Raw genomic sequence first — 15,491 nt, 5'->3', positions numbered from 1 at the left:
ATGTTTATAAAAAGCGGAGGACGGCGCCCGCCGGCCTCACCGGGAAGCCATTTACTGCAGCGAGCGTCGCCATGAGTGATGTACGCCAACATCTGAGTCCCCGTGACCGCCTGGAGCTGTTGTGCTGGCTCACATGCGGAAGCCTCGGCGCTTATTATCTGAACGAAGACTGGCCCGACGCGGCGTTTCACGTGCAGTCCGCGCACAAGTGGCTCGACCGCCGCGCGCGCGAAGCCGACTGGCTGTGCATTGCGAAGCTGTCCGCCACCGCCGTCGAAATCGCGCGGCGCCACGCGCGCTTCGTCGATGCCGATTGGGCGCGCGACGCGGTCGAGGAAATTCTCGATACCGACGAACTCGACCCACAAGCCCGGCTCGTCCGGCAGGTGATAGCCGACTGCCAGAGCGCGCTAGCCGACAAGCGGATCGCCGATTAGCCGCGGGCTGGTTTTCTTCCTTTTTTGCGGTGGTTTGGGGCCAATGGTTGGCCCCTTTTGCGTTGTTCCGCCCTTGCCGGGCAGGATGCGCCGCTTGCGGTCGGTAAAAAATGCGGTACGCGCCGTCGCGCGTCATCTTGGTTCGGTTCGCGCAATCGCCGCGACCGCCCCGCCCTTTACTCCTCGACCATCGTCTTCAACTTCAGCAGCGCCTGATCCCATTGCCGCGAAATCGCGTCGAGCGCGCGGCGCGCCGCGTCGAGATGCGCGGGTTCGAACGCCCACAGGCGCTCGCGTCCAACCTTTACATCGTGTACGAGCCCCGCGTCGGCCAGCACCTGCAGATGCTGCGTGACCGACTGCCGCGTGATGTCGGTGCCGGCCGTCAGCTGCGCGATCGACATCGCGCTGCCCGCACACAATGCCGCGACGAGACGCAGGCGCGTCTCGTCACCGAGCGCGGCGAACACCGCCGCCGAACTGCGCAGCGTCGCCGCCTTGAGACCCGCCTTCGCGGAGCCCGCTTTAACCCGCGCCGACATATCGTTCGATATTGACCATCTGCTGTCCCCAGCCGCCGTCGTTCAGCCTGAACGCTTCCGCGCGGCGCCCGACCGGCAACTGGTCGAAGCCCGATTCGACGACGCGCAGCAGCGTGCCGGACTCGACCTCGCTCAGATCGAATTCGACGAGCGTGGTCGGCTCCGGCGTGTAGTCGATCGTGATGTCGATCGCGGCCGGATGCCAGCGCCACGACAGATGATGCTCGGGCTCGACACGCTCGACCAGCACGTCCATCACCAGGTGCTCGTAGCCCGGATAGGTGATGTGCCCCTGCGTGGATTGCCCGGCGACGAACTGCTTGCCGGCGAGGTTCACGCCGAACCATTTGCCGAATTCCTCGGCGTTCGCCAGCGCGCGCCAGACGCGCGTGCGCGGTGCCTTCAACAGAATCTGCTTTTCGATGCGATCGGTCGATGAGTTCATATGCAGCCTCCTGGCTGCATATTAGAAACGCCGCGACCGATATGCAAGCATTCGACTGCGCTTTTGTCAGCGCCGTGCCTCACTCCGTCGCATGCGCATGCATGACGCCGGTCTGCATCGACCACGCCATCCACGGCCGGCGCAGCGCGACGATCGCAAGGAACGCGCACGCCGACAGCGTGCCGAACGTCGCGAAGCCCATTTGATAGCTGCCGGTGCTCTCCTTCGCGATGCCCATCACGACCGGCAGATAAAAGCCGCCGATGCCGCCCGCCGCGCCGACGATGCCGGACATCAGACCGGTGCGGCCGGCCCAGCGATGCGGCACGAGCTGGAACGTCGCGCCATTGCCGAGGCCGAACGCGACGTACATGCACAGCAGCAATGCGATGCCGCCCGCGAACGACGGCATCGCCGTCGCGAACAGGAAGTCGCAAATCGCGATGATCGCGAGCAGCACGGTCAGCACGCGCACGCCCGACACGCGGTCGGCAATCAGGCCGCCGAGCGGACGCACCATCGCGCCGGTCGCGGCGAGCAGCGCCATGAACAGACCTGCGTCGATCTTCGACAGTTGATACAGGTTGGTCAGCAGCAGCGACACATATGAGGACATGCCGACGAAACCGCCGAACGTGATGCTATAGACGAGCATGATGACCCACGTATCGCGCTCGGCGAGCACCGAGCGGTAGCGTTGTGGCAGCACCGCGATCGCGAGCAGCGCTCCGACCACAGGCAACAGCAGCACGCCGGTCTTGCCCGCGCCGAACAGCCCCGCTTCGACGAGCAGCACGAGCACGATCAGGCCGGCGAGCGTCGTCGTGAAGCTGCCGAACGCGCGCAGCACGCTGCCGGTTTTGACGCCCGCGTCGTTGGCCCAGAAGTACAGCGTGATCGCGGCGATCGCGAGCAGCGGCAAGGCGCCGCCCGCGGCGAGTTGCCAACCATAGCGCGTCGCCAGTTGCGGGAACAGGAAGCCATCGAGCACCGCGCCGATGTTGCCGGCCGCGGCCAGCCCCAATACGAGGCCCTGCACTTTCGGCGGATAGTTGCTGCCGGCCATCGGCAGCGCGACCGCGAAGCTGGCGCCGCCGACGCCGAGGAACACGCCGAGCACCAGCAGCATTTCGTACGACGGCACCGATTGCAGCAACGGCAGCACGATCGTCGGTACCGCCGATAGCAACACGCCCATCAACGCAATGCGTTTGCCATGCGCGGACTGATACAGATTGCCGAGCGTCACGCGCAGAATCGCCGCGGACAACACCGGCACCGCGACCAGCAGACCCTGCTGCGCGGGCGTCATCGCGATGCTCTTGCTGATGAACGGCGCGAGCGGCCCATACAGCACCCAGACGGTGAAGCCCGTGTCGAAATACAGAAAGCAGGCGACCAGTGCGCGCCAATCGCCGCTTCGCAGGGAGTGCATCACGTTTTTCATTAGAGATCCTCGGTAAATAAAATGCCTGGTAGTCCGGTTGCTGCGTTACTTCTGTTTTGCACCGGCATATCGCCCGGAGTTTTAACCGGGACTCGATATGCAAGCGTCATGCCATCATGCTGTGTGTTTTGAGGCCTTTTTTGGGGCCTTTTTCGAAACGCGTCGGCGGCTCAATACACGTCGCGTGCATAGCGCTTTTCGCGCGTCAGACGGCTCACGTATTCGAGTGCTTTCTCTTCGCTCATGCCACCGTGCGTCGCGATAATGCCCTTCAGCGCCGCATCGACATCGCGTGCCATCCGGTTCGCGTCGCCGCATACATAGAAATGCGCACCGTCTTCGAGCCATGCCCACAGTTGCGCACCGTGCTCGCGCATGCGGTCCTGCACATAGATCTTGTCGGCCTGGTCGCGCGAGAACGCGACGTCGAGCCGGGTCAAGAGACCGCTCGCGCGCATCGCTTCGAGCTCGTCGCGATAGTAGAAATCGGTCGCGGCATGTTGTTCGCCGAAGAACAGCCAGTTGCGTCCGCGTTCGCCGCGTGCCTGCCGTTCGTGCAGAAAGCCGCGAAACGGTGCGATGCCGGTGCCGGGACCGACCATGATCATCGGCGTGTCCGACTGATGAGGAGGACGAAAGTGCGCGGACTTCTGCACGAACACGGGGACGTCGGTGTCGCTTGCGCGATCCGCGAGAAACGTCGACGACACACCCTTGCGGTGCCGCCGCCCGTTGCTGTAACGCACCGCCGATACCGTCAGATGCACCTCGCCCGGATGCGCCTTCGGGCTCGATGCGATCGAATACAGGCGCGGCTGCAGGCGCTTCAGCATGCCGGTGAGTTCGGCGGCCGAGAGGCTCACCGGAAACTCGTGCAATACGTCGGCGAGCTGCTGTCCCCATAGCCATTGCTTCAGATCCGCCTTGCGTTCGGGCGCGAGCAGATCGGCAAGCGCGCCGTTGCGGCTGCGCGCGGCGACCAGCGCAAGCGCTTCGGCGCTCGGCCGCGCGATCTCGTAGTGTTTGGTGAGCGCATCAGCGAGGCGCATGTCGCCGATTCCCGTGACGTGCACCGATGCTTCAGCGTGCAGACCGCTCAGCGTGATCAATTCGTCGACGAGTTCGGGGCAGTTGCTCGGCCACACGCCGAGCGCATCACCCGCTTCATATTCGAGGTTGGAATCGCCCGTTTGCAGCGACACGTAGCGCGTATCCTTCACGGCGCCCTGCCGGTTCAGTCGCAAATTGCCGACGATGCGCGACGCGGCCGGCCGCGCCTTGGTCGGCACCGCGCCCACCACCGCGTTGATCATGCCGCCCGACGGCACCGCATGCAGCGCGGCATCCGCCTGCTTGATACAGACGATCACGCGTTCGAGCCATGCATCTGCGCTTGACTGATACTCGATGTCGCAATCGACGCGCTCGGTGAGACGCAGCGCGCCCTGCGCGGCGAGCCGTTCATCGAGCCGACGGCCGTGACCGCAAAACTGATCGTAGTTGCGATCGCCGAGCGCGAGCACCGCGAAGCGCACGCCGTCGAGGCGCGGCGCCGTGGCGGCGTTCAGATGCGTCCAGAAGTCCTGCGCGTTGTCGGGCGCATCGCCGTCGCCGAACGTACTGGTCATCAGCAACACGTACTGTGCCTTCGCGAGCGCCGCGAACGGATAGTCGGCCATGCACGCGGTGCGAATCTCGAAGCCCGATTCCATCAGACGCGTCGCGTAACGCTCGGTCAGCGATTCGGTGTTGCCGGTTTGCGAGGCCCACAACAGCGTGACCTTCGGCCGGGTGCGCACGATACGCACGCCCGATTCGCGGGCCTCTTCCTGCGCGGCATTCGGCGGCGATGCAGCGCCTGAAGCCCGGGCCGTCGTCGCGCTGCGGCTATACAGTCCGGCAAGCAGACCATCGACATAGAGCCGCTTCACCGCATCGAACGGTGCGCTGTACGGCAGCACTGGCACGTTGTCGAGGCCTTGCGCTTCGGACGAACGCAGGCCGCTGACGAACCCGGCCAGATACGCGCGCTCCGCATCGCTGAGCGCGGGCATCGGTACGGGCTCGGGCGGCAATTGCAGCAAAGTCGTGAGGGCTTCGATACGAGGCATGGGTTGATCCTTGGCGCTGGGCGCAAAAGCCGCTGCGTCGGCGGGAGTAGAGAGCGCGTCGTCGTTGCGTGTGTCCGCGATGCGCTCGGCCGTTACCGGACTCAGCGCGACCGCGCAGACTTTCAGTTCGGGCTGCAATGAAACCGGATCGACCGCGTCGTTGGTCACCGCGTTGATGCAAAGCTCGTCGCCGAACACGTCGTTCCAGTGCATCGGCGCGAAGCACTGCCCCGCGCTCACCCGATCGGTGACGACGGCGGCCAGCACTGCGCGGCCGCGCCGTGAACGGATCTCGACCGCGTCTTTCGCGCGAATGCCGAGTTCGGCCGCATCGTGCGGATGAATCTCGACGAAGGGTCCCGGGTTCAGCTTGTTCAGCATCGCGACCTTGCCGGTCTTGGTCATCGTGTGCCATTGATGCTGCACGCGACCCGTGTTCAACACGATCGGAAACTCGCGATCGGGCAACTCGGCCGCGGGCTGATACGCGCGCGCGAAAAACTTCGCCCTGCCGCTCGCAGTCGGAAAAGCAATGCGCGGGCGGCTGCCATCTTCAGCCTCCCTAAGTGTCTGGCTCACGCCGTCATTCAGATAGCGAAGCGGATTGCGCTCGGACGAATCCGCCGACGCGATCGGCCACTGCAGCGGTGCGTCCTTCAAGCGGCGATGACTCGCGCCGCGCAGATCGTAGCCGGTCGCCGGGTTCGCCGCGCGTGTGAGTTCGGCGAACACTTGGTCGGCGCTCGCATAGCTGAACGCATCGGCAAAGCCCATTTCACAAGCGATGCGCGCGATGATCTGCCAGTCGGGCAACGCCGCGCCGGGCGGTTCGATGGCCTGCTGCATCAGCGTCAGATTGCGCTCCGAGTTGACCATCACGCCTTCGGCTTCGGCCCACAAAGCGCCGGGCAACAGCACGTCGGCGTAGCGATTCGTTTCGGTGTCGAGGAACGCGTCCTGCGCGATCACGAGTTCGGCCGCGCGCAATCCGGCGATCGCGGTCTGCCGGTTGGCGACGGTCGCGACCGGATTCGTGCAGATGATCCAGCACGCCTTGATGTCGCCCGCGGCCATGCGCGCGAACAGGTCGATCGTGCCGTTGCCCCCATCCGCTTTGAGCGTGCCCGGTGCGATGCCCCACAGCGCTTCGATGAATGCGCGATCTTCAGCGACCAGCGCCGAACGCTGACCCGGCAAACCGGGGCCCATGTAGCCCATTTCGCGGCCGCCCATCGCGTTCGGCTGGCCCGTCAGCGAGAACGGTCCACTGCCGCGCCGGCAGATACGGCCCGTCGCCAGATGCAGATTGCACAGCGCATTGGTGTGCCACGTGCCGTGCGTGCTCTGGTTCAGGCCCATCGTCCAGCAGCTCATCCAGTCTTTGGCCGACGCGATCATCCGCGCGGCGCGACGGATGTCGCCGACAGCAAGGCCCGTGATGCGGGCGACGTTCTCCGGCGTGTACTCGGCCAGAAACGCGGGCATCGCGTCCCAGCCTTCGGTGTGTTCGGCGATAAACGCCGCATCCGTTGCGCCGCTTTCGTGCAGCAGATGCAGCAGACCGTTCAGCAACGCGAGGTCGGTGCCGGGTTTGATCTGCAGGAACAGATCGGCTTTCTCGGCGGTCGTGTTGCGGCGCGGATCGACGACGATCAGCTTCGCGCCCGCCTTCACCCGATCCATCATGCGCAGGAACAGGATCGGATGACAGTCGGCCATATTCGCGCCGCTGACGAAAAACAGATCCGCGTGATCGAAGTCTTCATACGAGCCGGGCGGACCGTCCGCACCGAGCGACAGCTTGTAGCCGCTCGCCGCGCTCGCCATGCACAGGCGCGAATTCGCTTCGATATTGTTCGTGCCGATAAAGCCCTTCGCGAGCTTGTTGACCAGATACTGCGCTTCGAGCGACATCTGCCCCGACACGTAAAACGACACCGCATCGGGACCATGCTCGTCGATCACACGCCGCAGACGCGCTGCGGTGTCGCTCAACGCCTGCGCCATCGGCAGCGGCGCGGGGTCTTCATCGCGCGCATGACGCACGAACGCGCCTTCGAGACGCCCCGACTTGCGCAGCGCGACGTGAGCCGACTGCCCCTTGGTGCAGAGCCGGCCAAAGTTGGCCGGATGCTCCTTGTCGCCGGCGATCTTCACGACCTGGCCGTCCTCGACGTGCAGCACCATGCCGCAACCGACGCCGCAATAAGGACACACGCTCTTTACGCTGGTATCAGACATGCGCGAATGATCTGGTTAGAACTCTGAACGATTAAGCGAGGCCGTTACCTCAAACCGCGACCCACACCTGGCCGTTTTCGACGCGCGTGGCAAACGCGCTGACCGAATACGACGGCGTTTCGAGGCATTCGCCGGTGCGCAGATCGAAGTGATGCTTGTAGATCGGCGACGCGACCACGATGCGCTCGCCGAGGCTGCCGACGAGTCCGCGCGACAGCACCGCCGCGTGCGAACCCGGATCGAAGTTTTCGATCGCGTAGACCGTGGGCTCGGCGGGCGACTCCGCTTCACCGCCTTCGACGTGAAACACGGCCACCTGCTCGCCGTTGACGAGCGCGCAAACGCCGGTGTTCGGCACGATGTCGTCGAGTGCGCAGATCGCGGTCCAGGCGCGGGGCAAGCGTTCGTTCTTCATGACTGGGCTCCTTTTGAGTTAAGCGGGAATCGGTTGAGGTCAAACCGTCTCGACGACAATGGGAATCTCGATGCGCGGCGCCTGCCGCTCGGCGGGCGTGGCCGGCCGGATCTGTCCGCGCTCCTCGACGAACGCGACGTTGCTATCGGACTCGTCGCTGTTGACGAAATGGCGGAAGCGCTTGCGCGTTTCGGGATCGGTGACGGCCTTCTTCCATTCGCACTCGTACGTGTCGACCACGTGCTGCATCTCCGCTTCGAGTTCGGTGGCAACGCCAAGGCGATCGTTGACGACCACGTCGATCAGATAGTCGAGACCGCCTTCGAGGTTGTCGCGCCACACGCTGGTGCGTTGCAGCCGGTCGGCGGTGCGCACGTAGAACATCAGGAAGCGGTCGATGTAGCGCACCAGCGTTTCCTGATCGAGGTCCGCGGCGAGCAGTTCCGCGTGACGCGGCTTCATGCCGCCGTTGCCGCACACGTACAGATTCCAGCCCTTCTCGGTGGCGATCACCCCGACATCCTTGCCCTGCGCTTCCGCGCATTCGCGGGTGCAGCCCGACACGCCGAACTTGATCTTGTGCGGCGTGCGCAGCCCCTTGTAGCGATTCTCGAGTTCGACCGCGAGGCCGACCGAATCGCCGACGCCATAGCGGCACCACGTCGAACCGACGCACGACTTCACGGTACGCAGCGATTTGCCATACGCGTGGCCCGATTCGAAGCCGGCCGCGATCAGCTCTTCCCAGATCGACGGCAATTGCTCGACACGCGCGCCGAACAGATCGACCCGCTGACCGCCGGTGAGCTTCGTGTAGAGGCCGTATTTCTTCGCGACCTGCGCGACCGCGATCAGTCCATCGGGCGTCACTTCGCCGCCCGGCATGCGCGGCACGACCGAATAGGTGCCGTCGCGCTGGATGTTCGCGAGGTAGTAGTCGTTGGTGTCCTGTAGCGACGCGTGCTCCTTCTTCAGCACGAATTCGTTCCAGCACGACGCGAGAATGCTGGCGACCGCCGGCTTGCAGATGTCGCAGCCGAGGCCGCGGCCATGTTTCGCGAGCAGCGCGCCGAAACTGCGCAGCCCCTCGACGCGCACGAGGTGGTAAAGCTCCTGGCGCGAATACGGGAAGTGCTCGCAGACGTGATTGTTCACCGCGAGGCCCTGCTTCTTCATCTCGGCCTTCATCACTTGCGTGACGAGCGGCACGCAGCCGCCGCACGAGGTGCCCGCGCCGGTCGCGCTCTTCAATGCGCCGATGTCGGTCGCGCCGGCGCAGACGGCCGCGCACAGCTCGCCCTTCGACACGTTGTTGCACGAGCAGATCTGCGCGGCCGCGGGCAGCGCCTCGACGCCGAGCGCGGGCTTCGCGCTGCCGTCCGCTTGCGGCAGGATCAGGAATTCGGGCGACGCGGGCAGCTCGATGCGGTTCAGCATCATCTGCAGCAGCGTGCCGTATTCGCTCGCGTCGCCGACCATCACGCCACCGAGCAGATACTTGCCGCAATCGGACACGACGAGCTTCTTGTAGATCTGCTTGCGCTCGTCGCTGAACTGGTAGCTGCGGCTGCCCGGCGTATTGCCGTGCGCGTCGCCGATGCTGGCCACATCGACGCCCATCAGCTTCAGCGTGGTGCTCATGTCGGCACCCGCGAATTCGGCCGAGTCGCCCAGCAACTGCTTCCCGACTACGCGCGCCATCTCGTAGCCGGGCGCGACGAGCCCGAACAGCTGACCACCCCATAGCGCGCATTCGCCGATCGCGTAGATGTGCGGATCGCTGGTGCGGCACGCGTCGTCGATGACGATGCCGCCGCGCGCGCCCAGTTCGAGGCCGCATGCGCGGGCCAGATCGTCGCGCGGACGGATGCCCGCGGAGAACACGATCATGTCGGTGTCGAGATGGCTGCCGTCGGCGAACTGCATGCGGTGCGTGCCCGCTTCGCCGTCGACGATCGCCGTCGTGTTCTTGTGCGTGTGCACGGTGACGCCCAGTTCTTCGATCCGGCCGCGCAATACGCGGCCGCCGCCGTCGTCGACCTGCACCGCCATCAGGCGCGGCGCGAATTCGACCACATGCGTTTGCAGGCCCATATCGCGCAGCGCCTTCGCGCATTCGAGACCGAGCAGCCCGCCGCCGACCACCGTGCCCGTTTTCGAGCGAGCGCCGCATTCGCGCATCGCTTCGAGATCGTCGATCGTCCGGTAGACGAAGCAGTCGCCGCGCTCACGGCCCGGCACCGGCGGCACGAACGGATAGGAGCCGGTCGCGAACACGAGGCGGTCGTACGTCAGCGTTTCGCCGCTCGCGACCGTCACCGTGCGCGCGTCGCGATCGACCGCGACGGCCCGCGCGTTCAGCTTCAGTTGCACGCCGTGGCGCTCGAAAAAACCGGGCTCGACGAGCGACAGGTCATCGGCGGTCTTGCCCGAGAAGAACTCGGACAGATGCACGCGATCGTAGGCCGGTCGCGATTCTTCCCCCAGCACCGTGATGTCGAGATCGTGCGCGTCCTGAAGCGCCAGGCATTCGACCAGTTTGTGGCCGACCATCCCGTGACCGATAACGATGATTTTCATGAGCGCGCTGTCCTCTGGTGTCTGGCGAAAGCGATTGCGGAAATAAAAACGGCGTCCCGCGAATCCAGCCGAGGCTGAATCCGGGGGACGCCGTTGTCCTGTTGGGGTGCTGCGGAGCGCTGCTTTCTGCTGCAAGCGCGACGAACCCACGTTGGTTCGATGGCTACGCTTATCGCAAAGGCTGTGCCAATTTAGATCGATGCGCCGCAAAGCACGGTGTGGCGTGGGTTTACCGCAAATCGCGCGGCTCCGAAAAGCACCCCGAGCGCGACGCGTTTTGATGCGGCAAGGCACAGGGATGGTGCGACGCAGCACTGTGGACGTGCGGAACCAAGGTGCACGCAGGTGCGATCGTGACGCTCTTTTCCGCGTGAATCGCAGCGTGTGGCAACGTCTTGCGTGCCGCTATTCGATCGATGGCGTGGTCCTTGCATTGGTCCTCCGCAACGTCGTCGCGGCAACGTCGTCGCGATGCGAAGACTCAACCGTCAACCGGCAATGCAATGGACAACGGCGTCCCCTCGTGATCTTCACGGGCGGACGCCGTTTTCGTTTCGAGCCACGAGAAACCCACGGCACAAGGACACAACATGAACACCAACACCGGCAAGGTCACGCTGCTGAGCGCGGGCCCAGGCGACCTCGACTTGCTGACGCTGAAGGCCGTCAAGGCGCTCGCGGCCGCCGACGTCGTGCTGCTCGACGACCTCGCGAATCCAGACATCGTGACGCTCGCGCCGCGGGCGCGCGTGATCCGCGTCGGCAAACGCGGCGGCTGCCGCTCGACGCCGCAAGCGTTCATCGAGCGGCTGATGCGGCGTTATGCGCTGAAGGGGCTGCACGTGGTGCGCGTCAAAGGCGGCGAAGCGCTGCTGTTCGGCCGTGCGGGCGAGGAGCTCGCGGTGCTGCGCGACGCGGGCCTCGCGGTCGAAATCGTCAACGGCATCTCTTCGGGCTTTGCAGCCGCGGCGGGGCTCGGCATGTCGCTCACGCATCGGCGGCACTGCCACGGCGTGAGCTTCATCACCGCGCACACCGAAGATCACGGCGAGCCGGACTGGGCCGCGCTCGCCGCGACGCGCACGACGCTGGCGATCTATATGGGCATGCGGCGCATCGACGGCATCGCCGCTGCCTTGCTCGCGCACCTGCCGGCCGACACGCCGGCCGCGGTCGTGCAGTGGGCCGGCGGCCGCGACGAGCGGCGCCTGTTGACGCGGCTCGATCGGCTCGCCGCCGATGCGCTCGGCGCGGGCTTCGGCAGTCCGGCGGTGATTCTGGTGGGCGATGCGGTTGGCGAGAGCGCCGAAGCGCCTTGCTGGGAACGCGAAGCTCGCGCCGGACAAGGTGGAGAAACGACGCTGCCCGCGCCGGCGATTGCGCGGGCGGCCTGAGATCCGATCGAAGCGGGCCTCGCCCGCCTTTCATCCAATCAATCGCCGAATCCGAGCTCCGCGTCGACCTGCTGCCCGACCCGCAGCCAGGCCCCCGCCCCGCTCGCGATCAGCGCGTTGTTGCCGAACGTGACCGCGCCGTCGAAGCGTTCGCTGACGCGATAACCGAGCATCGTGTCGGTCGGCTCGTTCGGCCAGTCGGGATCGGGCGCGCCGCGCGCCTGATCGATGGTCGGCATCGGACAGCGCGAGCACAGCTTGACGAGACGCAACTCGACGCGCGCGCTCGAGTCCGGATCCGCACCGACGGCGAGCGTCTCGACATAGTCCTCTTCATAGGCATCTAAGCCCGTGAGCACGATGTTGGGTCGAAAGCGATCGATTCCAATCGACGGCGCGCCTTTGCGGTTCAGGCGCGCGTTCAGATCGTCGAGCGAGGCCTGGCCCGCCACCAGCAGCGGAAAACCATCGGCGAAAAAGGTCGTCGCACCGCCGGTGCTGTCCGTGTAGTCCGGATCGACGATGCGTTCGCGCTCCGGATCGAAGCGCAGCAAGCGCGCCGGCAGACCGAGGAACTCCGTGAACCACGCCGCCGTTGCTTCGCCGGTATCGAGCCCGTAGGCGGCGTCGCTCCACACCGCGGTATCGACCCGGGCCGCGCCGGCCAGGCGCGCGGCATCGAGCGGCGTGCGCAGCTCACGCATACCCGGCGCGTTGACGATCAGATCCTCGGCGCCGAGTTCGACCTTGATCAGGGCCATGCGCGGATACGCGCGCTGCGTGAACATCGCGCCTTCGGGATCGACGATCATCCAGTTGCGGTCGTATTCGAGGCCGGTCGCCAGCAGGCGCGCCGCATCGAGCGGGATGCCGGCGCAGGATTTGATCGGATAGACGAACAGCTCGCTGATGGTTGGCATGGTCTGAGATCTCGTGGGAAGCGCGGTTTTTGGGTGGAGACGCGATTGTAAAGCGCTGCGCGTGTATCGGTGATGGCGACCAGGGAAGCTGCCGTTCCGCGCTGGGGCGGCGGGAAGTAGAATCTTCAGATCAGGCAGGCGCCGGCGCGCGGCATGCGGCATGCGACAGAGCTGCGAAACGCGCGCGCAGCCGCCGCATCGACCCGTTACCGAAAGAAGCCGAAGACGCCACCTTCCCTCACCGAGACAGGACATTCATTATGCTGACCAAACCCGTGTTGACCGTCGCCGAGACGACCCGCATCGTCGATGCCGCGCGCGCGGAAGCCGAGAAGAACAGGTGGCCCGTCGCGATCGTGGTCGTGGACGACGGCGGCCATCCGCTCGCGGTGCTGCGTCTGGACGGCGCGGCGCCGGCCACCTCGTATATCGCGACCGAGAAAGCGCGCACCGCGGCGCTCGGCCGGCGCGAAACCAAAGTGTATGAAGACATGATCAACAACGGCCGCACCGCATTCCTCAGCGCACCGTTGCAGGGCACGCTCGAAGGCGGCGTGCCGGTGATCGTCGACGGCCATGTGGTCGGCGCGGTCGGCGTGTCGGGCGTCAAGTCGGAGCAGGATGCGCAGATCGCGAAGGCCGGCATTCAGGCGCTCGGCGTTTAAAGCGCCGCGCGTCACAGCAATCCCGTGGCTCAACGCGGACCGATGCCCCCTCATCGGTCCCATAACAGATGGAGCAGTCGATGACACAGATGAACCCGCGCGGCGGACTGCAGGTCGCCGCCAACCTCGACCAGTTCGTTGAAACCGAAGCCCTGCCCGGCACCGGAATCGACAGCGCCGCCTTCTGGTCGGGTTTCGACGCCCTCGTGCACGAGCTGGCGCCAAAAAATCGGACGTTGCTCGCCGAGCGCGACCGCCTGCAAAGCGAACTCGACAACTGGCATCGGAGCCATCCCGGCCCGGTGCGGGATCTGCGCGCCTATCGTGCGTTTCTCGAAGGCATCGGCTACATGGTGCCCGTGCCCGCCAGCGTAGAGGCCACGACCGACCACGTGGACAGCGAAATCTCGGAGCAGGCCGGCCCGCAGCTCGTCGTGCCGCTGTCGAACCAGCGCTACGCGCTGAACGCCGCGAACGCGCGCTGGGGCAGCCTGTACGACGCGCTGTACGGCACCGACGCGATCCCCGAAACGGATGGCGCGGAAAAGCAGAAGGGTTACAACCCGGTGCGCGGCGCCGCGGTGATCGCGTATGCGCGCAAGTTCCTCGATCAGGCCGCGCCGCTCGCGAACGGCTCGCACGCGGATGCGACGCGCTATAGCGTCGAGAACGGCCAGCTCGTGGTCGCGCTGAAGAACGGCACTACCGCGCTGAAGACACCCGCGCAACTGGTCGGCTATCAGGGCGACGCGAGCGCGCCGTCGGCGGTGCTGCTAAAGCACAACGGCCTGCACGTCGAGATCCAGATCGATGCGAACGATCCGGTCGGCAAGACCGACGCGGCGCATGTGAAGGACGTCGTTGTGGAAGCGGCGGTCACGACGATCATCGATTGCGAGGACTCGGTCGCGGCCGTCGACGCCGACGACAAAGTGCAGCTCTATCGCAACTGGCTCGGCCTGATGAACGGCGACCTGACCGAACAGGTCACGAAGAACGGCAAGACCTTCACGCGCCGGCTCAACGCGGATCGCGAGTACACCGGCGCGGACGGCAAGTCGCAGGTCAAGCTGCATGGCCGCTCGCTGCTGTTCATCCGCAACGTCGGCCACCTGATGACCAACCCGGCCGTATTGACCAAAGACGGCCACGAGATTCCCGAAGGCATTCTCGACGCGGTCATCACGACGCTGTGCGCGCTGCGAGACCGTCAGAACAAGCTGAACTCGCGCACCGGCTCCATCTATATCGTGAAGCCGAAGATGCACGGCCCGGCCGAAGTCGCGTTCGCGAGCGAGCTGTTCGCGCGCGTCGAAGACCTGCTGAAGCTGCCGCGCAACACGCTCAAGATGGGCATCATGGACGAGGAGCGCCGCACCAGCGTCAACCTGCTGGCGTGTATCGCCGAAGCGTCGGCGCGCGTCGCGTTCATCAACACGGGCTTCCTCGATCGCACCGGCGACGAGATGCACTCCGCGATGGAAGCGGGCCCGATGATCCGCAAGGGCGACATGAAGTCGAGCAAGTGGATCACGTCGTACGAGCGCAGCAACGTGCTGGTCGGTTTGAGCGGGGGCCTGCGCGGGCGCTCGCAGATCGGCAAGGGCATGTGGGCGATGCCCGACCTGATGCACGCGATGCTCGAACAGAAGATCGGCCATCCGAAGGCTGGCGCGAATACCGCGTGGGTGCCCTCGCCTACCGCGGCGACGCTGCACGCGCTGCACTATCACCAGGTCGACGTGCAGGCGGTCCAGCAGGAACTCGAACGCACCGACTACGCGAAGGTGTACGACGAACTGCTCGATGGCCTGCTGACGATTCCGGTCGTCGAAAAGGCGCAATGGAGCGACGAAGAAATCCGCGCCGAGGTCGACAACAACACGCAAGGCATTCTCGGCTACGTGGTGCGCTGGATCGATCAGGGCGTCGGCTGCTCGAAGGTGCCGGACATTCACAACGTCGGCCTGATGGAAGACCGCGCGACGCTGCGTATTTCGAGCCAGCACATCGCCAACTGGCTGTATCACGGCGTGATCGAACGCGAGCTCGTGGAGGAGACGTTCAAGCGCATGGCCAAGGTCGTGGACGCGCAGAACGCCGGTGATCCGCTCTACCAGCCGATGGCGCCGGGCTTCGACACGGTTGCGTTCAGGGCCGCGCAAGCGCTCGTATTCGAGGGGCGCCAGCAGCCGAACGGCTATACCGAGCCGTTGCTGCACAAGTTCCGGCTCGAGGTGAAGCAGCAAGATTGAGGCCGTCCTGCTGAACGACAACGGGCGCCGCGCAACGCG

11 protein-coding genes are annotated in these 15,491 nt (G+C 65.4%); 4 read left to right on the top strand and 7 right to left on the bottom strand.

Going from position 1 to position 15,491, the window contains the following annotated elements; genetic code table 11:
- Window positions 1–71 precede the first annotated feature (71 nt).
- A complete protein-coding gene (locus AB3X95_RS03100; RefSeq protein WP_176108526.1) occupies window positions 72–437 on the top strand; it encodes a hypothetical protein in 366 nt (121 codons plus the stop codon).
- 176 nt (window positions 438–613) lie between these two features.
- Here AB3X95_RS03100 and AB3X95_RS03095 read toward each other — a convergent pair whose 3' ends face one another.
- The 6 genes from AB3X95_RS03095 to nirB all read right to left on the bottom strand — a co-directional run bounded on the left by AB3X95_RS03095 (window position 614) and on the right by nirB (window position 10,218).
- The gene (locus AB3X95_RS03095; protein WP_176367277.1) at window positions 614–979 is read right to left on the bottom strand and encodes a helix-turn-helix transcriptional regulator; all 366 of its coding nucleotides are present in this window, start codon (window positions 977–979) and stop codon (window positions 614–616) included.
- A complete protein-coding gene (locus tag AB3X95_RS03090) occupies window positions 963–1,424 on the bottom strand; it encodes an SRPBCC family protein (protein WP_176367278.1) in 462 nt (153 codons plus the stop codon). Before AB3X95_RS03090 ends, AB3X95_RS03095 begins: the two co-directional genes overlap by 17 nt.
- Window positions 1,425–1,503: 79 nt before the next feature.
- Window positions 1,504–2,871, bottom strand: coding sequence for an MFS transporter (locus tag AB3X95_RS03085; protein WP_368620636.1), 1,368 nt, complete (start codon window positions 2,869–2,871; stop codon window positions 1,504–1,506).
- 170 nt (window positions 2,872–3,041) lie between these two features.
- Window positions 3,042–7,223, bottom strand: coding sequence for a molybdopterin-dependent oxidoreductase (locus AB3X95_RS03080; RefSeq protein ID WP_368620635.1), 4,182 nt, complete (start codon window positions 7,221–7,223; stop codon window positions 3,042–3,044).
- A 49-nt stretch (window positions 7,224–7,272) separates the two neighbouring features.
- Window positions 7,273–7,638: a nitrite reductase small subunit NirD gene (nirD, locus tag AB3X95_RS03075; RefSeq protein ID WP_176119797.1), complete on the bottom strand. Its 366-nt coding sequence runs from the start codon at window positions 7,636–7,638 to the stop codon at window positions 7,273–7,275.
- Window positions 7,639–7,677: 39 nt separating this feature from the next.
- The gene (gene nirB / locus AB3X95_RS03070; RefSeq protein ID WP_368620634.1) at window positions 7,678–10,218 is read right to left on the bottom strand and encodes a nitrite reductase large subunit NirB; all 2,541 of its coding nucleotides are present in this window, start codon (window positions 10,216–10,218) and stop codon (window positions 7,678–7,680) included.
- Between the two features lie 590 nt (window positions 10,219–10,808).
- Between nirB and cobA the strand changes: the two genes are divergently transcribed.
- Window positions 10,809–11,612 (top strand): uroporphyrinogen-III C-methyltransferase, encoded by an 804-nt coding sequence (cobA, locus tag AB3X95_RS03065; RefSeq protein ID WP_368620633.1) that lies wholly within the window; start codon window positions 10,809–10,811, stop codon window positions 11,610–11,612.
- Between the two features lie 38 nt (window positions 11,613–11,650).
- Here the strand turns inward: cobA and AB3X95_RS03060 are convergent, their stop codons facing one another.
- Window positions 11,651–12,532 (bottom strand): MOSC domain-containing protein, encoded by an 882-nt coding sequence (locus AB3X95_RS03060; protein ID WP_368620632.1) that lies wholly within the window; start codon window positions 12,530–12,532, stop codon window positions 11,651–11,653.
- Between the two features lie 260 nt (window positions 12,533–12,792).
- Between AB3X95_RS03060 and AB3X95_RS03055 the strand changes: the two genes are divergently transcribed.
- Both AB3X95_RS03055 and AB3X95_RS03050 read left to right on the top strand, forming a co-directional pair.
- Window positions 12,793–13,197 carry a heme-binding protein gene (locus tag AB3X95_RS03055; protein WP_176108535.1) on the top strand — a complete coding sequence of 135 codons (405 nt, stop codon included), beginning with the start codon at window positions 12,793–12,795 and terminating at the stop codon, window positions 13,195–13,197.
- Between the two features lie 80 nt (window positions 13,198–13,277).
- Window positions 13,278–15,452, top strand: coding sequence for a malate synthase G (locus AB3X95_RS03050; protein WP_368620631.1), 2,175 nt, complete (start codon window positions 13,278–13,280; stop codon window positions 15,450–15,452).
- Window positions 15,453–15,491: the final 39 nt, after the last annotated feature.

It is taken from the genome of Paraburkholderia sp. BR13444, from assembly GCF_040948755.1.
Taxonomy (GTDB): domain Bacteria; phylum Pseudomonadota; class Gammaproteobacteria; order Burkholderiales; family Burkholderiaceae; genus Paraburkholderia; species Paraburkholderia youngii.
Note: the sequence above shows the minus strand (reverse complement) of the source record. Positions and strands in the feature narration are given on the sequence as shown.